Raw genomic sequence first — 22,735 nt, 5'->3', positions numbered from 1 at the left:
TTAAGCGCCAATAAATTGTGCAATCCTGTAGCTTGCTGCAGAAGCCCAAGGCTTTCTGGTTGAGGCCGAAGAAATCTGACCCCAGCTGAGTCCGCATGACCCAAAACCTCACAGTTGTTGTAGTTGAGCAAAACCAAGAACGAGCTTTCGCAATCGTTGATGCCTTGAAAGAGTCCGGAGACGCAGATGTCTTTGTAATCGGTAATGTTTCAGGGCTGGCACGTCAAATTGCGACGCATATCCCGGACATTGTTCTGATCGATATAGACAATCCATCACGCGATATGCTGGAAGAGTTGACCGTTGCTTCGGGTCCAATGGAACGCCCCGTGGCAATGTTTGTGTCCGGAGCGGCAGGTGGATTGGCGAAGGCAGCAGTTGAAGCTGGCATGTCCGCATATGTTGTAGATGGCCTTCAAGCCGATCGAATTAAACCCGTCATGGATATCGCTATCGCAAGGTTTCAGGTGCTGCGTCAGATGCGCTTGGAATTGGAGGAAACGCGACGCGCACTTGAAGAGCGTAAGTTGATCGATCGAGCCAAGGGATTGATCATGAGGGCAAAGGGTCTCCAGGAGGATGAAGCCTATGCCCTGCTGCGCAAAACCGCGATGAACCAGAACCGGCGCGTAGCCGATGTCGCCGAAGCCTTAGTAACCGCGTCAGGGTTGCTGTCGTGAGAACAGTAACTTTGCCCGTAGCCTATATGCCTTTGGTCGATGCAGCGCCATTGATCGTGGCGCGTGAGATGGGGTTTGATCATGCTGAAGGCATCTCATTAGACCTGCAGCCGGCTCCCTCGTGGTCATCACTGCGCGATATGCTAGCCTTTGGCCACGTCGATGCGGCGCATTTGCTTTCCCCGATCCCTGTGGCGATGGCATTGGATTTGGGTGGCATCTCTACTCCGCTGTCCGCCGTTTCCGTCCTGTCCCTGAATGGCAACGTGATTGGCGTTGGTACTAAATTGGCGAGACGGCTAGCCGATCTGGGGTATGATTTCGATTTCATGAATGCCGAATTAGCGGCAGCAGTCTTAGCCAAAGCTGCCGATGATATTCTTGTCTTCGGGGTACCTTTCCCATTTTCCATGCATGTTGAATTGGTCCGTTACTGGGTTGCAGGAACCGAGCTTGCCTCGAAAAAAGTTGAAATTCGGACAGTTCCACCGCCTTTGATGGCTCAGGCCCTTGCGAGCGGAGAAATCGATGCGTTTTGCGTAGGGGAGCCTTGGGGGTCTTTCGCCGTTGATGACAATGTTGGGGCTTTGCTACTGCCGGGTCATGCGATTTGGACTTGCGCACCGGAAAAAGTTTTGGCGGTTAGAAACGATTGGGCCGAAACCGAACCCCGTCTATTGGGCAGTCTCATGCGGGCCGTTTGGCACGCGGCGCGTTGGCTTTCCAACCCAGAAAGTCGGACTACCGCGTCTGAGATGCTATCGCGCAAGGCTTACCTGAATGTCTCACCCGAGTTGATCGATAGAGCTCTTACCGGAGAATTTACGATTTTACCGAGCGGAGAGCAGCGTCAGGTGGAAGGGTTTGTAGAGTTCTTCGATGGTGCCGCCACTTTCCCCTGGCGTAGTCAGGCGAAATGGGTTGCGCATCAACTCGCGATTCGAAACGGACTGGGCGCTAGTACTGCAGAGCGTCAGGCAGCAAAGGTATTTCGTAGCGATCTGTATCGTCGTGAGTTGCACAGTTTGGGGGTCGAAACACCGGGTGCATCAGAGAAACTGGAAGGTGCGTTGCCCGAGTCAACCGCTGTCGCTTCGACCAATGGCAGTCTGATTCTACCACGAAACGTGTTTTTCGACCGGCGCATTTTCGAGCCGGTCGGATAAGTCTGCACATTTTTTTTGCACTGCAGCATTGATTTGCGCTGCATCGCAGAATTTTCCGCGCTGAACTCGCGAAAACTGATGACGCCTCGATGCGTGACTGTCTTAATGAGCCCATCGGAAGGCAACGACGCTCACCGACAGAATTCGCCCAAAATCTAGGGCAACTCACAAGAGCAAAGCCGCTCGACCAACCGCCATCTCCTCCCGGCGGTTTGTGTCGGCGGCTTTTTTGTTTGCCCAAGGGGTTGGGCTGAACCGAAAGGGATCGAAATGAAAAAGCTACTTCTGAGCTTGGCTGCAGCGACAGCACTTGTGTCTCCGGCCATTGCCGAGCTGGAGCTTGAGAAAGACGAACTGACCTTTGGCTTTATCAAACTGACCGATATGGCACCTTTGGCCGTCGCCTATGAACAGGGTTATTTTCTGGACGAAGGTCTGTTCGTGACGCTCGAGGCCCAGGCCAACTGGAAGGTTCTTCTGGATGGCGTGATCGATGGGCAGCTGGACGGTGCGCACATGCTGGCTGGCCAACCTTTGGCAGCGACAATTGGCTATGGGACAGAGGCGCATATCGTAACTCCGTTTTCAATGGATCTGAACGGTAACGGTATCACCGTGTCCAACGAAATCTGGGAAAAGATGAAGCCGAACATTCCGCTGATGGATGATGGGCGACCGCAACACCCGATCAGCGCCGAGGCATTGGCACCGGTTGTCGAGAAGTACAAATCTGAAGGAAAGCCTTTCAACATGGGCATGGTTTTCCCAGTCTCGACGCACAATTACGAGCTACGATATTGGCTGGCCGCAGGTGGTCTGCACCCGGGTTACTACAGCCCTGAAAACGTGACCGGCCAGATTGGCGCGGATGTCTTCTTGTCGGTTACGCCTCCGCCGCAAATGCCTGCCACGTTGGAGGCTGGTACAATCTATGGATATTGCGTGGGTGAACCATGGAACCAGCAAGCCGTGTTCAAGGGCATCGGCGTTCCGGTCGTCACCGACTATGAACTGTGGAAGAACAATCCTGAAAAGGTCTTCGGCATCACAGCCGAGTTCGCCGAAGAGTATCCAAACACCACGTTGGCGGTGACCAAGGCCTTGATCCGCGCCGCCCAGTGGTTGGATGAGAACGACAACGCCAACCGGCCCGAAGCAGTCGAAATCCTCAGCCGAGCAGAATATGTGGGCGCTGATTATGACGTCATCGCCAATTCGATGACCGGCACCTTTGAATATGAAAAGGGTGACAAGCGCGACGTCCCCGATTTCAACGTGTTCTTCCGCTACAATGCGACATACCCGTTTTATTCGGACGCTGTCTGGTACCTGACCCAGATGCGCCGCTGGGGTCAGATCGCCGATGCCAAGCCTGACAACTGGTATGACGAAGTGGCCAAGTCCGTCTACAAGCCCGAGATCTACCTGGAGGCCGCGCGCCTGCTGGTGGATGAAGGGCTGGCAAATGAGGCCGACTTCCCTTGGGACAGCGACGGCTACAAACCACCTACCCCGGCTGAAGATATCATCGATGGTATCGCCTACGACGGCCGCACACCCAACGCCTATCTCGAAAGCCTGTCCATCGGACTGAAGGGCGATCAGAAAATCGTCGGTTCAGACGTTCAAGGATAATCCAGCAAACTTCACGCCCGACAATTGTCGGGCGTGACCCCAACAGTGCCCTGCCAGCGCAAGGATACATGAGATGACAACGGTCGCCCCCGAATTCAACGCAGACGCCGCCCGAGAGGAGCGTCGTGCCCGCCTTTTCACCCGCATCAATGCCGCCGACAAATGGTTCCAGGTTCTGGGTCTCAGCTGGGCCACGCCAGTCCTGAAGGCCGCCGCCGGAGACAATCCTAGCGCTCAGATGACTGAGATCTGGCGATTGCTGATTGTCCCGCTGTTATCGATCTGTGCCTTCTTATTGCTCTGGGGGACTTTGGCACCCAAGGTTCAGACCTCTCTCGGCGCGGTTCCGGGACCGGCGCAGGTTTGGGAGGAAATGGTCAGCCTGAACGAGGACGCCAAGGCCAAAGCGGCCAAACGCGCGAAGTTCGAGGCAATGGTAGAGAAGCGTAATCAAAAATTTATTGATGCTGGACAACCGGAGAAAGTGAAAGACGTCGCCTTCACAGGTGCACCGACCTATTACCAGCAAATCTGGACCTCAATTAAAACCGTGTTCTTTGGATTTTTGATCGCGACAGCTGTCGCGGTTCCGCTTGGTATCGCAGCTGGCTTGTCTCCGACTGCAAATGCCGCCCTAAATCCGCTGATCCAGATATTCAAACCGGTCTCGCCTCTGGCATGGTTGCCGATCGTCACCATGATCGTATCGGCCGTTTACGTCACCAACGACGGCTGGTTCGCCAAGTCCTTTCTGATTTCGGCCATCACTGTAACTTTGTGTTCCTTGTGGCCCACACTGATCAATACGGCGCTTGGTGTGGCATCCATCGACAAAGACCTGGTGAATGTTTCCAAGGTTCTGAAAATGAACACCTATACCAAAATCACCAAATTGGTGCTGCCCTCTGCCCTACCCCTAATCTTCACCGGCCTGCGCCTGTCGCTTGGTGTTGGCTGGATGGTTCTGATCGCGGCTGAAATGCTGGCGCAGAACCCCGGTCTGGGCAAATTTGTCTGGGATGAGTTCCAGAACGGATCGTCCAGCTCGCTCGCCAAGATCATGGTTGCAGTTTTCACCATAGGCATCATCGGCTTCCTGCTGGATCGGGTGATGTTCGCGCTGCAATCCCTGTTTACCTTCACGAATAACCGGTGATCGAGATGAGCATTCTGAGCTTCAAGAACGCCTCGAAATCCTTCGGTGAAGGCACCGCGCGCACGGATGTGTTGAAAGGCATAGACCTTGACGTGCAAGAGGGTGAGTTTCTGGTGATCCTCGGTTTTTCCGGCACCGGCAAGACCACCCTGATCAACCTGATGGCTGGGCTGGATACGCCCTCCGGCGGGGATGTCACGTTCAAATGCGCCCCGATCAAAGGACCGGGTCCTGAGCGTGGCGTGATCTTCCAGAACTATTCGCTGATGCCATGGTTGACCGTTAGCGGCAACGTTGGCTTGGCTGTGGATACGGTCTTTCCCGGCCTCACCAAGGCCGAGAAAGCCGAAAAAGTGGCGCATTTTGTCAAAATGGTAGGTCTCAACCATGCTGCCACGCGCCGCCCAGCCGAGCTGTCTGGTGGGATGCGTCAACGGGTCAACGTCGCGCGCGCACTGGCTATGAACCCTGAGGTATTATTGCTGGACGAGCCTCTGTCGGCGCTTGACGCGCTCACCCGCGCCAATCTGGCCGACGAAATCGAACATATCTGGCAAGCCGACAAGAAAACCTGCGTTCTGATCACCAATGACGTGGACGAGGCGATCATTCTGGCAGATCGCATCATCGCCCTGAACCCCGATGGCACGTTGGGGCAAGAATTCCGCGTTTCGATCCCCCGCCCCCGTGATCGGGGCGCAATGAACAACGATGAGACCTTCAAGAGCCTGCGCGCGGACGTCACCAAGTACCTGATGGATGTTGGGATCGAGGCCAAGGTCGAAGGCTCTCGTATTCTTCCGGATGTCACTCCAATACACGGGGTTCCAACGGCGGTGGCCGAGGCGCAAAAGGGGTTGATCGAGAGCCGTTTCCTCGACTTCTCGCAACTGCACAAGGTTTACCCGACGCCCAAAGGTCCGTTGACTGTGGTCGAGGATTTTGACCTGAAGATCGACAAGGGTGAGTTCATCTCGCTGATCGGCCATTCCGGCTGCGGCAAGTCCACGGTTTTGACCATGGCGGCAGGGCTGAACGACATCTCGAAAGGCGCGATCAAGCTGGATGGCCGTCACGTCGAGGGGGCCGATCCTGAGCGCGCTGTAGTGTTCCAATCGCCGAACCTGTTCCCATGGCTGACCGCCAAGGAGAACGTCGCGATTGGCGTCGACAAGGTCTATCCCAAGGCCAGCATGGCCGAGCGGCAGGATGTTGTTGAATACTATCTGGAACGCGTCGGCCTGGCTGACGCGATGGACAAATCTGCAGGCGACCTGTCGAACGGTATGAAGCAACGCGTCGGCATCGCCCGCGCTTTTGCCCTGTCTCCTAAACTGCTGTTGCTGGACGAGCCGTTTGGAATGCTCGACAGCCTCACACGCTGGGAATTGCAGGAAGTGCTGATGGAGGTCTGGTCCCGCACCAAGGTGACCGCGATCTGCGTTACCCATGACGTGGACGAGGCGATCCTTCTGGCCGACCGTGTCGTGATGATGACCAACGGCCCGCAGGCAACGATCGGCAAGATCACCAAGGTCGACCTGCCGCGTCCGCGCACGCGCAAAGCCCTGCTGGAGCACCCGGATTACTATGCTTACCGGCAGGAAGTCCTCGATTTCCTTGAAGAATATGAACATGGCGCCAAGCCAAAAACACCCGCCCCCAAGGCGATTGCAGCGGAGTGAACCCATGAAACAAAGACTTGTTGTCATAGGTGCCGGAATGGCATCAGGCCGGATGCTGGAACACCTGACCGACGCCGCACCAGATGCGTTCGAAATCACCCTTTTCAACGCAGAGCCACGCGGCAACTACAACCGCATCATGCTCAGCCCGGTTCTATCGGGTGAGAAAACCTATGAAGAGATCGTCACCCATGACGACGCCTGGTATGCCGAACGCAGAATTGCCTGCCGCTTTGGCGAACAGGTGATCAATGTCGATTGCGAGATGAAGGTAGTCGAGAGCGAGAATGGGCATGTGCCCTACGATAAACTGGTGATCGCGACCGGATCGAACCCGTTCATGATTCCGCTGCCCGGCCACGATCTGGAGGGAGTGATCGCCTATCGCGATCTGGAAGACACCCAGCGGATGATGGGCATGGGCCCTGACAATAAGGTGGTCGTCATTGGCGGCGGGTTACTGGGTCTTGAGGCCGCGGCCGGTATGGCAGCACATGGCGTTGATGTCACCGTGGTGCACATCATGGGCCACCTCATGGAGCGCCAGTTGGACGAAGCCGCAGGCTACCTGCTGAAGAAATCACTGGAAGACAAAGGCATCAAGATTTGCCTGCAGGCGAACTCCAAAGAAATCCTCGGCCGGAATGGAAAGGTCCGCGCGCTATTGCTGGAAGACGGAACCGAACTGCCCTGTGACCTGTTGGTCATGGCAGTGGGTATCAGACCCAACACCACACTGGCGCAAGAGACCGGCCTCGCCACCGCTCGCGGCATACACGTGGATGACCAAATGTTGACCTCGGACCCGGACGTCTATGCGGTGGGTGAATGTGTCGAACACGACGGAGAGGTCTTCGGCCTTGTCGCGCCGCTCTATGATCAGGCGAAGGTTGCAGCGCAGGCATTGATGGCGGAGGACACCGCTTTTGTTCAAAAAACGCTCTCAACCAAGCTGAAAGTCACCGGCTGTGATCTTTTCAGCGCAGGGGACTTCGCCGAGGGCCCCGAACGAGAGGACATCGTATTCCGAGACCCGTCGCGCGGGGTCTACAAGCGGCTTGTGATCGAACAGGACCGTCTGATCGGCGCCGTGATGTACGGCGACACCGCTGACGGCAACTGGTTCTTCGGCCTGATTAAGGACGGCACCAGCATCGAAGACACGCGTGAGACGTTGATCTTCGGCCCGGCTTATCAGGGAGGCGACACCTCGGACCCTCTCTCAGCCGTTGCAGCATTGTCGCTTGAGGCGGAGATTTGCGGCTGCAACGGCATATGCAAAGGCGAGATTGTTGAGGCGATCAATGCAGGGGCCAGCGATCTGGGCGCGGTGCGTGCAAGCACCAAGGCCAGCGCTTCCTGCGGGACGTGTACGGGGCTGGTTGAGCAAGTCTTGCAAGTCACTCTGGGCGATGACTTCCAGATGCCAGCGGCGCAACCGATCTGTGGTTGCACCGATCTGACGCATGAGGATGTGCGCCGTTTGATCAAAGGGCAAGAACTGAAGAGTCAGGCCGCTGTCTGGCAGGAACTCGGATGGACCACACCAAACGGCTGCCATGTCTGCCGCCCAGCGATCAACTACTACCTACTGGCGGACTGGCCACTGGAATATCAGGACGATCCACAAAGCCGGTTCGTCAACGAACGCAAACACGCCAACATCCAGAAGGATGGCACCTTCAGCGTCGTGCCGCGTATGTGGGGTGGTATCACGACACCCGAGGAATTACGCGCCATCGCCGATGCTGCCGACAAGTATGACGTTCCAACTGTCAAGGTAACCGGTGGTCAGCGGATCGATTTGCTGGGGGTCAAGGGAGAAGATCTGCCTGCGATATGGTTGGATCTGAACAAGGCTGGCTTGGTTTCGGGCCACGCCTATTCGAAGGGATTGCGAACGGTAAAAACCTGCGTTGGTACCGCTCATTGTCGGTTTGGCACACAGGACAGTACGGGTCTCGGTATCAAACTTGAGAAAATCTTGTGGGGATCCTGGACACCTCACAAACTGAAGTTGGCCGTGTCCGGTTGCCCGCGCAACTGCGCCGAGGCGACCTGCAAGGATATCGGCGTGGTCTGCGTGGACTCCGGCTATCAGATCAGCATCGGTGGTGCCGCCGGAATGGATGTGAAAGAGACCGAGTTTCTGTGTCAAGTGCCAACTGAAGATGAGGCGATCAAAGTTGTGATGGCCGTCACGCAGGCCTATCGTGAAGGTGGTAAGTATCTGGATCGTCTGTACAAATGGCTGGATAAGATCGGCTTGGATTGGGTCAGAACCCATGTGATCGAAGATCTGGAAAACCGTGCTGCGTTGGTCGCTCGGTTCGAATTGTCCCAAAACATCTATCGCAAGGACCCATGGGCAGAACACGTGCGCGACAAGGCGCAGACTTACGCGCCAATAGCTGATTTTACATTGGAGGCCGCAGAATGAGCTGGATCGACATCGGACACATCGACGAGGTGCCTCTGCGCGGCGCGCGATTGGTAAAAACACAACTAGGCTGTATTGCGGTCTTCCGCACAGCCGAAACTAAGGTGTTTGCGGCCACTAATAGCTGCCCGCACAAAGGTGGGCCACTTTCCGAAGGCATCGTGCATGGTCAATCGGTTACCTGTCCACTTCACAATTGGGTGTTCGATCTGAATACAGGTGCAGCGCAGGGTGCCGATAAGGGGCGGATCGCCACCTATCCTGTGCGCCTCGAAGATGGGCGCATCCTGCTGGACGACAGCGCCGTAACCCAGCGGAGTGCGGCCTGATGGACGGAACCGGTCTGCCAAAGGTTCGGTCAACTTGTGCGTATTGCGGCGTTGGTTGTGGGGTTCTGCTTCGCCCCGACGGTGCCGGAGGGCTGACCGTCGAAGGCGATCCGGATCATCCGGCGAACTATGGCCGCCTGTGTTCCAAGGGTATGTCTTTGGGAGAAACAGTAGGGCTGAACCACCGTTTGTTGGCTCCACGTGTTTTTGGGGAGGACGCCAAGTGGGACGATGCATTGCAGTTGGTAGCTGATCGGTTTTCAGCAACGATTGCCGAGCATGGACCGGACAGCGTCGCACTCTACGTCTCGGGACAATTGCTGACTGAAGACTACTACGTTGCCAACAAGCTGATGAAAGGGTTCATCGGGTCCGCCAATATCGACACCAATTCCAGGCTTTGCATGGCATCGACAGTAGCAGGGCATAAACGTGCCTTCGGGACAGATACAGTGCCCGGCACCTACGAGGATTTGGATCAGGCTGATCTTGTCGTATTGGTTGGCTCCAACCTCGCTTGGTGCCATCCGGTTCTCTATCAGCGGGTTCTAGCCGCGCGTCAGGCTCGTGGCACCAAGATTGTAGTCGTCGATCCTCGCAGAACTGCCAGCTGCGATCAGGCGGATCTCCATCTAGCCTTAGAACCCGGCAGTGATGTCGCCTTGTTCAACTGCTTGTTGAACAAAATTTCCGATGGGGGACATGTCGCGCCTGACTTCTTGGCTCACACGGTTGGGTTTTCGGAAGCGTTAATCGCCGCGCAAGAGGGTGATGAGACGGCAACGGGCCTCGATCCAGTCGAGATCAAAGCGTTCTGCGATCTCTGGCTTAGAACCGAGCGAGTTGTCACCATATTTAGCCAAGGCGTAAACCAATCCTCAAGCGGAACGGACAAGGTAAATTCAATATTGAATTGCCATCTGGCTACGGGTCGTATCGGGCGCCCTGGTATGGGACCGTTTTCGGTTACCGGCCAGCCCAACGCCATGGGCGGACGAGAGGTCGGCGGTTTGGCTAATATGCTCGCCTGTCATCTGGATATCGAAAACGAAAACCATCGCGATGCTGTTCAAAGGTTCTGGAATGCTCCTGCCATTCCGCAAAAACAGGGCCTGAAAGCGGTCGATCTGTTTCTCGCGATTGAGAGCGGTCAGATCAAGGCGCTTTGGGTAATACACACCAACCCGGCTGTCACAATGCCAGACGCTGACAGAGTACGATCAGCAATCGAACACTGCCCCTTCACTGTTGTCAGCGATCTTACCGAGTGCACGGATACAGCGCGGCTTGCAGATGTCTTGCTGCCTGCTGCGGGTTGGGCCGAAAAAAGTGGAACGGTAACTAATTCAGATCGCACTATCAGTAGACAGCGCGCAGTTTTGACACCACCGGGGCAATCGCGGGCTGATTGGGATATTCTGGCCGAAGTGGGCCGTCGCATGGGCTGGACGAAGCCCTTCAGTTACGAGTCTCCAGCCCAAATTTTTCGCGAATATGCTGCAATGTCTTCTCTGTCCAAAGCCTTTGGCAAAGACTTCGATATTTCAAAGTTCTCAATGATCGATGACCAAGACTATGAAACACTGAGCCCAACACGGTGGCCAATAACGACGCGTTCTTCAGGCGGGCGGTTCTTCGGCGACGGAGAGTTCTTTTATTCCGACGGAAAAGCGCGTTTTGTTCCCGTAACCCACAAGCCACCGAAAGCAGAAACATCAGTGCAATACCCGTTTCTGTTGAACACGGGGCGGAACCGGGATCAGTGGCATACTATGACCCGCTCTGGTCTTTCACCTCGCCTTTCAGCGCATCTTGCCGAACCTTATGTGGAAATTAACCCTGAGGATGTCAGGAGGCTTGATCTCAATTCTGCCGATTTGGTCGAAATCAGAAGCGCCATTGGGACCGGCATATTTCGTCTCCGCATCACAGATAAAATCGCGCCCGGCCAAGTGTTTGCACCAATTCACTGGACAGGTGAAACTTCCGCGGCAGCCCGCGTAGATGTGCTTGTTCCAAGCGTGACTGACCCAATTTCCGGACAACCAGAGAGTAAGGCAACAGCAGTTTCTATTAGCCGCATGAATGCCGCGTGGTATGGGTTCGCGGTATCTGTCGCTGCTATTTCGCCCAAGGCAGAGTACTGGGCAATGGCCAAAACGGACAAGGGTTGCAGGATCGAGCTGGCCGGATATTGCGCCGTCGATGATTGGGAGACTACGGCCCGAGAATGGTTCAGCTTACCCCATGCGTCGGCCACTACAGTTGAAGATTCAAAGCGTGGGTCATTTAGAATTGCGTTCTCAGAAGGGCGACGCCTATCGGCGGCACTATTTGTATCCCGCAACCCCTTATTGCTGATGCGAGACTACCTAGCAACTTTGCCCGAAGCCCCCTTCCAACAGATGTTATCCGGTCGTCCACCTGCGGATTTGGAAGATTGCGGGCCAATAGTCTGTTCGTGCTTGGGAGTTGGATTGAAATCCATTATTCGGGCTATTCAAGGCCAAAATTTGATCGATGTGGACGAAGTCGGTAAAGCTCTTCTAGCTGGAACGAACTGCGGTTCATGTCGGCCGGAACTCGCTGATTTGATCAGTGTGCATTCGAAAAATTCAAACAAGAACTCAGATTATTGCCTGCAGGACTAGGTCGCACAAATTCCTTAGTTTCTTGTCGCAATTGAGATGCCAGTGTTACGAAACATATGAATTGACAACTACACGGGATTAAGTGGTTTCACACGGTATTACCCGGAAGCCTAACAAAACAAGGCGATTGTGGGCATATTGCTCGGAAACCTATCAAGGCGCGCGAAAAACTTGAACTGGAAACACAGGGCGAAATCCGGGCGATGGCAAACTTGATCTGTCATTTTCACTTCAGCTTCGAGCGGCTTTTGAAGACATTTCAAAACGGTTTCAAAAGGCAGTGAAATAAGGCGTTCAGAAGGCCAATAGCCTTTCAAAACCACGCAGGGCTTTGAAAGGTCGCCGCTGACAAGGTAGCAACTGAGTTGCCACCCGCGAATGCGCATCGCGAAACTCGCCAATGTATCAATAGCACAAGGCGCAAACCGTCCCGACAAATCTGAAGTCGACCATATGAAGGTTGCAACTAATTCTTCGACTATGTGGGCCAAGTTCTAGACGACCAGACAACCCTGCCGAGGATTTCGAAGTCAGTGTCGTCGGTTTGCAGGAAGTGATAGGTTGGCAGGCCTAGCTTGTCACTATGCAGAAATAGACAGTTGTCCCGCAAGCTGCGCTAAACTCTGCGAACACCTAACGCATCACTGATCCTCCCCCTCTGAAGTGGTCCGCCGTTATGGTTAAGAAAACGGAGGAACCACATGGCGAACAAGCGACCGAAGCCGGAAGAGATTGTCTCGAAGTTACGGCAGGTTGAAGTTCTGATGGGGCAAGGCATGTCCCGTCTTGATGCGATCAGGCAGATTGGCGTTGTTGAACAAACCTATTACCGCTGGCGAAAGAAGTACGGCGGAATGGGCGTAGATCAGTTGAAAGAACTGAAGCGGCTTCAGAAAGAGAACGAGCGGCTGCGGCGGGCGGTTTCTGATCTGACGTTGGACAAGCTGATCCTGACGGAAGCCGCAAAGTGAAACTATTGAGCCCCGCTCGTCGTCGCGCCTGCATCGATCATGTCCGCGGCCATATCAGAGTACCCGAGTTGGAGAAGTGAAGCGGGTGATGGCCAAGGCTTCGGAGGAAGTGGCCGGTGCTCCGTTGCCAACGTCGAACCAGTTCTATGGGCTGGACGAACAGGCCGACCCCAATGCCGACCATGTGAAAGACTACGTGATTTGGCGGCAGACGGCCCGGTCAGAGGGGTATCTTCAACGGTTGGCGGAACATGAGCGAAGAACGGGGCGAGAGGTGGTGCCGTTTGCCACTCATAATTGACGCGGCTAAATTAAGTGGATCGAGATAGCCAATAAACAATGGGGTGAGTCACGGGAAAGGCCGCCGTTTGACTGAACGGAAGATCTGAGTGCAATTCTTGGTTGCTCGAGGCAAACACTCAAGCAAGCCCAAGTCAGAGAGGTTCCTGCAAATGAACGAGAACGAAAAACATATCGCCGGAGGCTGCCATTGTGGCGCAGTCAGATATGAAGCGATTGGAGAACCGCTCTACGTACCGTACTGCCATTGCAATTCTTGTCGCCGAACTACTGGCGCGCCAATTGTGCTTTTTGTGAATTTTGACGCCAGATCAGTGCGATTTACCAAGGGGGAGCGTAATAACTACCATTCGTCTCCCGACGTTAATCGAACGTTCTGCGGGGATTGCGGGACTCCCCTTTCTTATGAGGGCGAGTGGGGAGGGCATTCCATCATCGAATTTTATGTGAGCACGTTGGATTATCCAGAAAAATTCACTCCTGACAGACACGTGATGTTCGGAGAACGCCTAAATTGGTTCGACGTTGTTGATCAACTCCCGAGATACAACGGTTCAAGTCATAATGCCGAGCCTGATTGCTACGGCCCTATAGTTACTTCATAGGCTGCAGCAATGCTAAGTGATCAAGACGCACCTGCGAAAGAGCAGACGTCCGAATTGGGTTCGGAACTTGCGTCTCTAGGTGCCTTTTCCACCCCCATTCAAAACAGGCGCTCATACCAGATGCGGTCGACCAAGTCAGCGACCTCTAGGTGATCCGACCAGCGGTGAACGTCGATCGGTCGCGAGTGCCACGGGTCCTCTATCTCCCCCATAACCTCCTCCTCCCTCTATGTATTATGGATCAGGAACGAGGATACTCGGGTCTCTCTATCCTCCGGTTTCTATTCATTACTTATACCTATTCCCCACCCCCATAGAACCTCCGCTAGCGATCAGGAAAGAGGAGAGGTCAGAGGACGTCAGAACACCCGAAACCACTGGGGCATAAACGGGGGCATTTCTCGGAGGGTTTAGCCCCAAGTGCCTGTCGTCGTTCCATGTTCTGATGAACTGGCTGTGCAGGCAGTTTGCAGCTACCCAGTCTCGCCTAAAAATTCCTTAAAAACAGAGATTTTTACAGGGAAAACGCACCGTTTTGGCGGTAATTGCAGCGCGCAGACCAGAAACGTGTAGATAAATCTGTGCGTTGCGGGCGACTTCCCTGAGCATCGGAACAGGGAAATTCTGACGTACCTTCAGTGAAAATTTGTGCTCTTGCAGGGAAAGGCTAGCTTCTTCAGGCATATCTCCCTACGATTTCCTCCGCCGTTTTCAGTATTTGAACAAGCAGCCTAGAGCTCCTGCCCATCTCATGGCCCTCTTCATTGTCTTGTATGATCCTCCAAACTCCTGTTTTACCACCGCCGCTATTTTCGGTTGGTAGTGCGGGTTGGGATAGTGGTGTTCCCGCGCAGGGGTCTCCCGGCCGAGGTTAAGGCTATTTGCCAGACAGGCGCTAAATCCATGAAGGTCAAAAGTCTGCAACAGAGCCCATTCGCACTACCTCTCACAATACCAAAGCCTCTTACATTAAGTTGTTTCCGGTGATGCCTACTCTTCCCAAAGGTGTTCACGTGAAAGAAAAATCGTGGCTCAATCGTCGTTGCAACGTCAGAGAGATTGCAGCTGTCGTGACGAAAAATATAGACTTATAAGTGCGTTGACCTAAGACTTTGACAAACGAAAGAATGCAAAATGGCCAAAGCGCTTGAAGCTATTCTGAGCCTCTCCGAGCCCTCTGAACTAGATCCTGTTGCTGTAGTTAACCAGGCAAATAAGTACCTGCCGAACGGCAGTGAGTTTCGTGCCTTGTTGCCTGTAGGGGCATCAATCGCCACGATGATCGGTTACGGCACCGTTACTATTTCCGTAAGAATGTTCACCACGCCTGTCCCTGCTGAATTGACGGGCGGTGCGGTGTCACTGGATCGTCGTCCGGAAGTTGCCGCAGACTTGTTCGAAAGCGATCAGGCGCACGTTTATCTGAGTGTTGTTTCTTCAATAGAAGACCACAAAGCGGCGCTGGAAGCTGCCAAAGCACTTTCAATTCTTGCAGCGGTAACTGCTCAGGTTTTGGACTCGACTCATGGAATCTGGTTGCCTGCACGCAAAGTGTGGGTGGCCGAGGATTTGGGCAGGGCCAGTCAGATTGAGTTGCAGGGTGAAAATCCTGACTTCCTCTGGGTCAATCCACAATTCTTCAAAGGATCGGCCAGCACCGCCAGGGCGTTGCATGTCGGCGGGTACACATTTGGCCTGGAGCCATTTGTTGGACGTGAGATTGAAATGGAACCCGTTAGCGGTGATCCGCAGGAGATCATGCTGCGGATGACCGGGCTGATAGCGTGGATACTTCAGGATGGGATGTTCATGAAAGATGGCGATACGATCGGAGATCGAAAAGAGGCAATCCGTTTGACGTTCCAGGATCAGGGTCGAAGGGTCAATGCGCCGATTATTCGGATGGAGATCAATGGAGTAGTCGGGGTTGAGGGTGAGTAATGGCTTATAACGTCTGGGGGACAGTTAACCCGCCTTGGTATGTCAATATTGAGTTCGATGGCGATAAGCCGGGCAATGCTGGTAAGCTAGGTTTGGAGAGCGCTACGGCCTATAGTCCAGAAGCTGGTCCGTTGCCGACCAGTGGATACACTGAAAAGCCGCGTAAGCGTATTCCAGACTATATTGATCGTTGGGATCTCCAATTTGTTTCCGAGAATTTCCGGCAGATTGTTGAGGAACTGGAACCGGGCCTCCATGAATTTTTCCCATTCCAGTTGCGCAACGGAAAACGTGGTGATCCCGCTCCACAGCAGTACTATGTCATGAATATCATGACCCTGTGTGACTGTATTGACTACGAACAGGGCGGTGTCAGTGTGGATCGTTGGGAAGATGGCAGAATTGCATACTTCTCCCCTGAAAAAATATCCCATGAAGGAATGGTGCTGAAGAAAGATATTATCTCTGGAAAGCATCTTTGGCGGGCGAAGTATCTTCGCGCCAGTTTCTTCATCTCTGATGACTTCATGGGGCTCTACAGGAAGCGAAAGCTTCAATATCTAGAGCGCGCTCCCGCAGAAGAGCGGTAAGCATCTAAAATACATCAAAAAAAGTTTAATATAGGGACTGTGTTATGGAAACTCAGGCGCATCACATTTGGCCGAAATCTGTTTGGAAGCGTTCGGAACTAATTGACCAACTGAAAGAACTAAATCTCATCGACGGCAAAGATCAGGACTCTGCCCAAAACCTGATCGACCTCCCCTCAGAGACGCCGCTTGATTGGAAATGGCGTTGAGCGGATCACACTGCTGCGCGCGTCAAACATTACATGACGACTTGCCAATGGTACCAGCCTTGGAAAAGCCTGCTCCAGATGTCTTTCGCAACTAAATGTGCGAGCGCTGCGAAGGTCCTCTATCCGCCATTTTACCGTAAACAACTGGACTTTGGGCTGTTCGGAAGCGGTACTGACGACGGTCAAGATTCGCCCGGGGCGCCTGGGCTCCACTCAGTACAGGGCGCAGGATCGGTCTGTGTCTGCAAAGTGGAGAAAACGATGACAATTGCATCCGGAACAAAAACCAAAACGTCACCTGCCAAATTGGCCCGAAGTGGTCCCACGCGTCAGCAACAGTTACAGAAACTGCTGTCCCGTATAGCAGGTGCCACAATTGCGCAGATTCAGAAGGCCTTTGGCTGGCAACCGCATTCTGCACGCGCGGCGATTTCGATGATGCGCAAGGCGGGACATAATGTTGAGCGATCAGGATCTGACAAAGGTACGGTCTATCGGATCGTGAAGGAGGTGTGATCGCCATGGATGCCACTCACGCGGATCGTGACCTTGCGAAGGAATTCTGTGATATTGAACACTTGGATCGCCCTAGGTGCCTCTATCGATGGCGGGCGGTGTTCGGTCGGCCCCCGCCAAAATACCTGTCGCCACAATTCATGAAAAGAGTGTTGATCTGGGAACTACAGAAACGGGAACTGGGTGGGTTGTCTGCGAAAACAGAGCGTCGACTGCAGCAAATCGCGTTGGGAAAAACACCGCCACCTGCTCTGAAACCGGGATCACATCTGGTGCGGGAATGGAACGGACGCACCTATCAGGTCGAAGTTGTGGATGGTGGTTTCATCATGGGCGGCAAGATGTGGCGCTCCCTGTCAGCCATCGCAAAGCACATTACCGGAGCACACTGGTCAGGTCCGCGCTTCTTCGGAGTTCAGTGATGCGACGTATCCGCTGCGCCGTATACACTCGGAAAAGCTCGGAGGAGGGGTTGGAGCAGGATTTCAACTCACTCGATGCCCAGCGGGAAGCCTGCGAATCCTATATAGCCAGCCAAATACATGAGGGTTGGGAGTTACTGCCGGATCACTATGATGATGGCGGTATCTCGGGTGGTCATCTTGACCGCCCGGCGTTGCGGCGACTGATACAGGCTGTTGACGAGAAACGCGTGGACCAGATCGTTGTCTACAAGATCGACCGGCTGACGCGCTCGCTGGCAGACTTCGCGAAACTGGTCGAACGTCTCGACGCAGCCGACGCATCGTTTGTGTCCGTTACCCAGTCCTTTAATACGTCTACCAGTATGGGGCGCCTGACACTCAACGTATTGCTTAGCTTCGCTCAGTTCGAACGTGAAGTGACTGCTGAACGTATCCGGGATAAAATTGCAGCCTCGAAACGCAGGGGGCTTTGGATGGGCGGGAATGTTCCGCTTGGGTATCAGGCGGATGGCCGGACGCTTAAAATCGACGAAAAGGAATCGGCAACAATAAGGGCACTCTACGATCTCTATCTGGAGCATCAGAGCATTCTGGATGTGAAAGAGCAGGCAGAGGCGCTGGGTCTCCGTTCGCGCCGCCGGGAATGCCCGGGCGGACGCGTGACATGCGGTAAGTTCTTTGATCGCGGACACATCCATCATTTGCTCAGCAATCCGATCTATGCCGGCCGTATCCGACACAAGGGTCAGGTCTTTGAGGGGCAGCACCCTGCCATCATCGACCCGGAAGTCTGGAGCCACGTGCAACGGTTGTTGACAGATAGAGCGGCCAGGGAGCGTGGCGTAAAGCAGAAAGCAACGCGATCCCTATTGGCTGGAAAGCTCTTTGATGAGACCGGAGATAGGCTGACGCCCAGCCATAGCCGGAAGAACGGCAAACGTCTGCGTTACTACATCTCCGGACGCTTGGTGACGGATCGCAGTCAGAAGCATCCGGATGCGTGGCGGCTGCCGGCAGAACAGCTTGAGAGCCTCCTGGCCGAAGTGGTCAGACAACATCTGAGCCGATCGAACGTCGTAACATCAATGGCGCTGGATATGCCGGCGGCCGAAATTGCTTCAGCAGCGGAGCATCTCAGAGATTGCCAGTCCATCAGGAAATGCCTCGGCCTGATTGCGCGGGCAGATCTGCGACAGGGGTCCCTGGCCGTGCAACTGGATCCCCGGGCACTCGCCCGAACGATGGAGTGCAGGGCGGATCAGGTCGATGCCAAAGAACTAACGATCGAAGCGCCATTCCGGATGCGCCGTAGAGGCGTGGAGCTGAAACTGCACCTGGGCGATGCACCGCCTGAGATCGATCAAACACTTGTCCGCAATGTCATCAAAGCGCGCCGGTGGTTGGCGATGATCATTGATGGCAGAACTTTTCCAGAAATCGCGGAAGAAGAAGGCACGTCCAAACGCCGGGTGCAGGATGTGATCGATCTGGCAATGCTGGCGCCTGATGTTCTGGATGCCATCGCTGCGGGCGAACAACCTGATGGCCTGACAACGGACTACCTGATCAAGTCGGGCTTCCCGGCTATCTGGTCAGATCAGCACAAGCAGTTCTCTGCACTCTGATCTACAGACTCATCCATAGCCACCAAACTCGTACCGGCGGAATCGCGAACTGAGACTGCGGCCCGAAATCGACCATTGTTGCGCATAAACTCGGGTCTCAGCTGGAATAGCCGGATGATAACCTGCGGAAAACACGCGGTAATAGGCGACCAATTATTCAGTGCGTGATTTAAGGGGAAATCGTGGCTGGGCAAGTAGGACGCGAACCTGCGACATTCGAACTTCTAGGTCTTTGATTTTCGTTGAAACTTCAAACGTCGAATAAAGTAACCATTGGAAATATCTAAATATTTCTGTCTCCCAGTGCTCGTCTAGCAGCAGGCATGGAGCTACGGCGCTCCCTATGGGATTAATCGCCTTTTTCTTTCGCGGCGTCCGGTACCAATGGATCGAATTCATCAATTTTGCCTGACACCCAATCAAGGAACTCACCCCGTGGCATCCCATCAATGTCACCTGAGCCATGTGTCGCGCTGTCGAGTGCAGTTAAGAACGACCGAAGGATCTCTGCTTCCCGCCACTGGGCGGCGCTTGCACGAAATCGTTCCCAGCGCTCATTCTCCAACCTGGCTAGGCGCTGAGCCTCCAGCCTTTTCGCGTCTTCCCTTTGCCTCTCAAGCCGCTGTTCCTCGAGACGATTGTACCATTCTTCGCGGATGGCTACAGCTTCGAGGATCTGCTCGATGAAATGTGGGATCATCTGTCCCGCGGGGAATTTGTCGCTCGCAACCCACTCGTTTGTGTGGCTGCCGCCAAAGTAGGTGACGATCGCGAAGCGCAGCTTCCCTGTTGGTGACAATGCTGAATTGTGATGCTCGGGAAAAGCTGTCCAGCTCTCATCCTCCGGCGCCCGTCTGAGAACCTGGCGCATCTTCTGGACAATCTTGATTTCGAAATTATGACCGGAAACGCTGATGTTCAGCGTACCATTTACTTTGCCACCAAGAACCCGAATTTCGGTGTCACTTGCTGCCTGCAGGAAGGCACTTGTCACCCGAAAGCGATACAGGTCTTTGTCGGTCAGATCGGCGAGTTCGCGTGGTCTGAGCCACATATCGTTCCTGCTTCGACGATTTTCTTTTTGGCGCTTCGCCTGCTCAGCTTTATGGTCTTTGATCCATCTGGCCACCACCGGATGCAAACGGTTCAGGTCTGCCGAAATCTTGACCGATATTCTGCCCGACGATTTCTCCGTTTTGGGCGCGGGTTTCAGCATTGGCCTGGGCTCTGTGGCCCGAATAGTGATCTTAGTCTTGCTGACGCGAAGATGCGTGGAAAGCGGTGGTACATGGACCTGTTTGCCAGCCTGAAGCTTGGCCCAGTATCCTCTCTCAGGCGTTGGGATGCCATTCCGGCGACAGATCTTTGCCAGTCCCTGATCGGAGATTCGAAACTCCTTTGCCAGCACTGACATGGGTTTGGACCACACGAGGTCGTACAGTTCGGACGGGCTGAAGCTTTGGCTTTTTGTCATTCAAGTCTCGGTAAATCGGATTTCGGCCCGGTGAAATAAGTCGGGCGCAACTGCAATGTGGCAAACTACCGGATTGCCCGCAAACTCGTACCGTGGGAATTCAAAACAGAGACTCGGGGCCATTTCAGGCCTGGTTTTGGCGTGAATCGGCGTCTCTGTTCCGAACCGGCTTCCGTAACCCGCGGACATGTCGCGAGAATACCGGGAGAGGTATTTTATTGTTTAATTTCAAGGATATACTGGCTGGGGTGGTAGGATTCGAACCTACGATACACGGTACCAAAAACCGCTGCCTTACCACTTGGCTACACCCCAACGGTGAGGCGCTATCTACGATTGTTGGTTGGAGGGTTCAAGAGCTTTTCGGCGAAAAAAACGGCTTGGAGTAAATTTTATTTTCGGATGCTCTTCGGTGTTTGGAGCTTGGATTGAATTGCGTCTGTTAGAGTAGCGTCTTACGGAAAATTGCTCGCTGACTGTTCTAACGCTCACTTACATCTGGGTGCTATGGGGTGGCTCCAGTATGATAAGAGCGGGTGGAGATAAATTTCTTCAACTCATTAATATTGAAACAGAAAAATAGTTATCGGGGCGTCGATGGCAATCCCTGAACTCATCGAGAATTATGGCGAAGGGCAGAAGACGTGAAGTGAACTTGCTACTCGCGGATTTCTGACGGATCAACGCCCCAAAGGTTCGACTTCTGGGCCCAGCCGCGATAGCCGCCAGCCGAGATGTGGCACCAGTCCACGCTGCAACTGCCCAACCGTGCCACAACTCCGGATTCGAATTGCGCGGCGATCTGCGAGTTGGAATCGGGATTGGTGTAAACGGGCAGCAACTCGGATTCGATCAGCACGGTACGAACACCCGATAACAATGCGTAGTGTACCCATCCTCCGGCACCGTCACGGTCCTGAACCTTGCGCCAATTACCGTATTCGGCCGTGATTTGCAGCGGCATACCGCGCCGTTTGAAGACCCAGTCGATTCGATGCGTCAGAGACGGACCTCGACGGACGTTACCCTCGGCGGCCTTCATCGAGACGTAACGCGGCAAGGGCAAGTTGGTCACCGGGCCACGCTTGTCTTGCGCGCTGGCAGCCAGACTGCCCAGCACCATAAGAAATACGGACGAAACCACCAAAAGGCGGCGTTTAACCGTTAGAAAACCACTCACTGACTGCCTGCTCTTATGCCCGTTGATCTGGTTTCGAAAAAAGGTCGTTTCAATGCAATAGGGGTTCTTGTGCCCCGCCTTATCCTGCGCCACGATGCCATGGCGCGCGAAGTTTTGCAAAGCGATGGGAGGACGAAGGTGCCAAGAGAACGTCTGAGTGTTGTCGTTACGCGACGGTTGCCCGAGGCCGTGGAAACCAGACTGTGCGAATTGTTCGATGTGCAACTGCGCGACGATGATTCCCCAATGTCACGAGAAGAACTCATCGCAGCGGTTCAAACCGCGGATGTGCTTGTGCCGACGGTTACCGATACGATTGATGGTGGGCTGCTGGGGCAGGCAGGTGAAAACCTGCGTCTGATTGCCAACTATGGGGCCGGGGTAGATAATATCGATGTCTCGACGGCAAGGCAGCGGGGCATTCTGGTGTCGAACACGCCCGGCGTTTTGACCGATGACACCGCCGATATGACAATGGCTCTGATCCTTGCTGTAACGCGGCGTATTCCGGAAGGCGTGAGCCTGATGCAGCAGGGCGATTGGTCAGGCTGGGCGCCAACTGCGCTGCTAGGCGGGCGAATTGGTGGGCGTCGACTGGGAATTCTGGGCATGGGGCGGATCGGTCAGGCCGTGGCGCGCCGCGCAAGTGTGTTCGGGATGCAGGTGCATTACCACAATCGCCGCAGGCTACGTCCCGAGATCGAGCAGGAACTGGACGCCACTTATTGGGAAAGCCTTGACCAGATGGTGGCGCGCATGGACGTGATTTCGATCCATTGTCCGTCGACCCCATCGACCTTCCATCTTATGAACGCCCGGAGGCTTAAGTTGCTGAAACCATCCGCCGTGGTCATCAATACCTCTCGGGGTGAAGTGATCGACGAAAATGCCCTAACGCGTCTCATCCGGTCGGGTGAAATCGCGGGTGCGGGGCTGGACGTTTATGAACACGGCACCCAGGTGAATCCACGTTTGCGGCAACTGCCCAACGTTGTGCTGCTGCCCCATATGGGTTCGGCCACGCTGGAAGGGCGGATAGAGATGGGCGAAAAAGTCATTATCAACATCAAGACCTTTGAAGACGGGCACCGCCCGCCGGATCAAGTTGTACCATCCATGTTGTGACGCATCAGCGCCGCAGGACCAGTTTTCAGGAG

General features: G+C 54.4%; 20 protein-coding genes, 1 tRNA gene and 1 pseudogene. 18 read left to right on the top strand and 4 right to left on the bottom strand.

Going from position 1 to position 22,735, the window contains the following annotated elements; translation table 11 throughout:
* The first annotated feature begins 95 nt into the window (after positions 1–95).
* The 11 genes and pseudogenes from ACR0D7_RS04990 (at position 96) to ACR0D7_RS04940 (ending at position 13,618) form a co-directional block, all read left to right on the top strand.
* Complete coding sequence (locus tag ACR0D7_RS04990) at positions 96–680, top strand: ANTAR domain-containing response regulator (RefSeq protein ID WP_480677987.1); 585 nt, start codon at positions 96–98, stop codon at positions 678–680.
* The gene (locus tag ACR0D7_RS04985) at positions 677–1,846 is read left to right on the top strand and encodes an ABC transporter substrate-binding protein (protein ID WP_480677986.1); all 1,170 of its coding nucleotides are present in this window, start codon (positions 677–679) and stop codon (positions 1,844–1,846) included. Before ACR0D7_RS04990 ends, ACR0D7_RS04985 begins: the two co-directional genes overlap by 4 nt.
* Before the next feature lie 270 nt (positions 1,847–2,116).
* Positions 2,117–3,481, top strand: a complete 1,365-nt coding sequence (locus tag ACR0D7_RS04980; RefSeq protein ID WP_480677985.1) for a CmpA/NrtA family ABC transporter substrate-binding protein — start codon at positions 2,117–2,119, stop codon at positions 3,479–3,481.
* Positions 3,482–3,554: 73 nt separating this feature from the next.
* A complete protein-coding gene (locus ACR0D7_RS04975; RefSeq protein ID WP_480677984.1) occupies positions 3,555–4,637 on the top strand; it encodes an ABC transporter permease in 1,083 nt (360 codons plus the stop codon).
* Positions 4,638–4,642: 5 nt separating this feature from the next.
* Positions 4,643–6,322: an ABC transporter ATP-binding protein gene (locus ACR0D7_RS04970; RefSeq protein WP_480677983.1), complete on the top strand. Its 1,680-nt coding sequence runs from the start codon at positions 4,643–4,645 to the stop codon at positions 6,320–6,322.
* Between the two features lie 4 nt (positions 6,323–6,326).
* A complete protein-coding gene (nirB, locus tag ACR0D7_RS04965) occupies positions 6,327–8,762 on the top strand; it encodes a nitrite reductase large subunit NirB (protein WP_480677982.1) in 2,436 nt (811 codons plus the stop codon).
* On the top strand, positions 8,759–9,091 hold the full coding sequence (gene nirD, locus ACR0D7_RS04960) for a nitrite reductase small subunit NirD (protein ID WP_480677981.1): 333 nt from the start codon (positions 8,759–8,761) through the stop codon (positions 9,089–9,091). The genes nirB and nirD overlap by 4 nt, the downstream gene beginning before the upstream one ends.
* Positions 9,091–11,742 (top strand): molybdopterin-dependent oxidoreductase, encoded by a 2,652-nt coding sequence (locus ACR0D7_RS04955; protein WP_480677980.1) that lies wholly within the window; start codon positions 9,091–9,093, stop codon positions 11,740–11,742. Before nirD ends, ACR0D7_RS04955 begins: the two co-directional genes overlap by 1 nt.
* A gap of 701 nt (positions 11,743–12,443) precedes the next feature.
* Positions 12,444–12,781 (top strand): annotated as a pseudogene (locus ACR0D7_RS04950) (transposase); the annotation flags it as partial.
* A gap of 20 nt (positions 12,782–12,801) precedes the next feature.
* Positions 12,802–13,014 carry a hypothetical protein gene (locus ACR0D7_RS04945; protein ID WP_480677979.1) on the top strand — a complete coding sequence of 71 codons (213 nt, stop codon included), beginning with the start codon at positions 12,802–12,804 and terminating at the stop codon, positions 13,012–13,014.
* Between the two features lie 151 nt (positions 13,015–13,165).
* Positions 13,166–13,618: a GFA family protein gene (locus ACR0D7_RS04940; RefSeq protein ID WP_480677978.1), complete on the top strand. Its 453-nt coding sequence runs from the start codon at positions 13,166–13,168 to the stop codon at positions 13,616–13,618.
* Positions 13,619–14,116: 498 nt separating this feature from the next.
* Here the strand turns inward: ACR0D7_RS04940 and ACR0D7_RS04935 are convergent, their stop codons facing one another.
* A complete protein-coding gene (locus ACR0D7_RS04935) occupies positions 14,117–14,302 on the bottom strand; it encodes a hypothetical protein (RefSeq protein ID WP_480677977.1) in 186 nt (61 codons plus the stop codon).
* Positions 14,303–14,752: 450 nt separating this feature from the next.
* On the opposite strand from ACR0D7_RS04935, the gene ACR0D7_RS04930 reads away from it, so the two are divergent.
* The 6 genes from ACR0D7_RS04930 (at position 14,753) to ACR0D7_RS04905 (ending at position 18,924) form a co-directional block, all read left to right on the top strand.
* Positions 14,753–15,559, top strand: coding sequence for a DUF4261 domain-containing protein (locus ACR0D7_RS04930; RefSeq protein ID WP_480677976.1), 807 nt, complete (start codon positions 14,753–14,755; stop codon positions 15,557–15,559).
* On the top strand, positions 15,559–16,149 hold the full coding sequence (locus tag ACR0D7_RS04925) for an imm11 family protein (protein ID WP_480677975.1): 591 nt from the start codon (positions 15,559–15,561) through the stop codon (positions 16,147–16,149). The genes ACR0D7_RS04930 and ACR0D7_RS04925 overlap by 1 nt, the downstream gene beginning before the upstream one ends.
* A 44-nt stretch (positions 16,150–16,193) precedes the next feature.
* Complete coding sequence (locus ACR0D7_RS04920; RefSeq protein WP_480677974.1) at positions 16,194–16,358, top strand: hypothetical protein; 165 nt, start codon at positions 16,194–16,196, stop codon at positions 16,356–16,358.
* Between the two features lie 261 nt (positions 16,359–16,619).
* On the top strand, positions 16,620–16,874 hold the full coding sequence (locus tag ACR0D7_RS04915) for a DUF3489 domain-containing protein (RefSeq protein WP_480677973.1): 255 nt from the start codon (positions 16,620–16,622) through the stop codon (positions 16,872–16,874).
* Between the two features lie 5 nt (positions 16,875–16,879).
* Complete coding sequence (locus ACR0D7_RS04910; RefSeq protein ID WP_480677972.1) at positions 16,880–17,296, top strand: DUF2924 domain-containing protein; 417 nt, start codon at positions 16,880–16,882, stop codon at positions 17,294–17,296.
* Entirely contained in the window at positions 17,296–18,924 is a 1,629-nt protein-coding gene (locus ACR0D7_RS04905; RefSeq protein WP_480677971.1) for a recombinase family protein, read from the top strand. Before ACR0D7_RS04910 ends, ACR0D7_RS04905 begins: the two co-directional genes overlap by 1 nt.
* 349 nt (positions 18,925–19,273) lie before the next feature.
* On the opposite strand, the gene ACR0D7_RS04900 is transcribed toward ACR0D7_RS04905, so the two are convergent.
* From ACR0D7_RS04900 to ACR0D7_RS04890, 3 genes are all read right to left on the bottom strand, one after another.
* On the bottom strand, positions 19,274–20,398 hold the full coding sequence (locus ACR0D7_RS04900) for a hypothetical protein (protein WP_480677970.1): 1,125 nt from the start codon (positions 20,396–20,398) through the stop codon (positions 19,274–19,276).
* Between the two features lie 240 nt (positions 20,399–20,638).
* Positions 20,639–20,713, bottom strand: a tRNA-Gln gene (locus ACR0D7_RS04895).
* 343 nt (positions 20,714–21,056) lie between these two features.
* A complete protein-coding gene (locus ACR0D7_RS04890) occupies positions 21,057–21,521 on the bottom strand; it encodes an SH3 domain-containing protein (protein ID WP_170383816.1) in 465 nt (154 codons plus the stop codon).
* Positions 21,522–21,716: 195 nt separating this feature from the next.
* Here ACR0D7_RS04890 and ACR0D7_RS04885 point away from each other — a divergent pair, with 195 nt between their 5' ends.
* Positions 21,717–22,703 (top strand): 2-hydroxyacid dehydrogenase, encoded by a 987-nt coding sequence (locus tag ACR0D7_RS04885; RefSeq protein WP_480678008.1) that lies wholly within the window; start codon positions 21,717–21,719, stop codon positions 22,701–22,703.
* Positions 22,704–22,735 lie beyond the last annotated feature (32 nt).

Source organism: Ruegeria sp. BB7, assembly GCF_056539365.1.
Note: the sequence above shows the minus strand (reverse complement) of the source record. Positions and strands in the feature narration are given on the sequence as shown.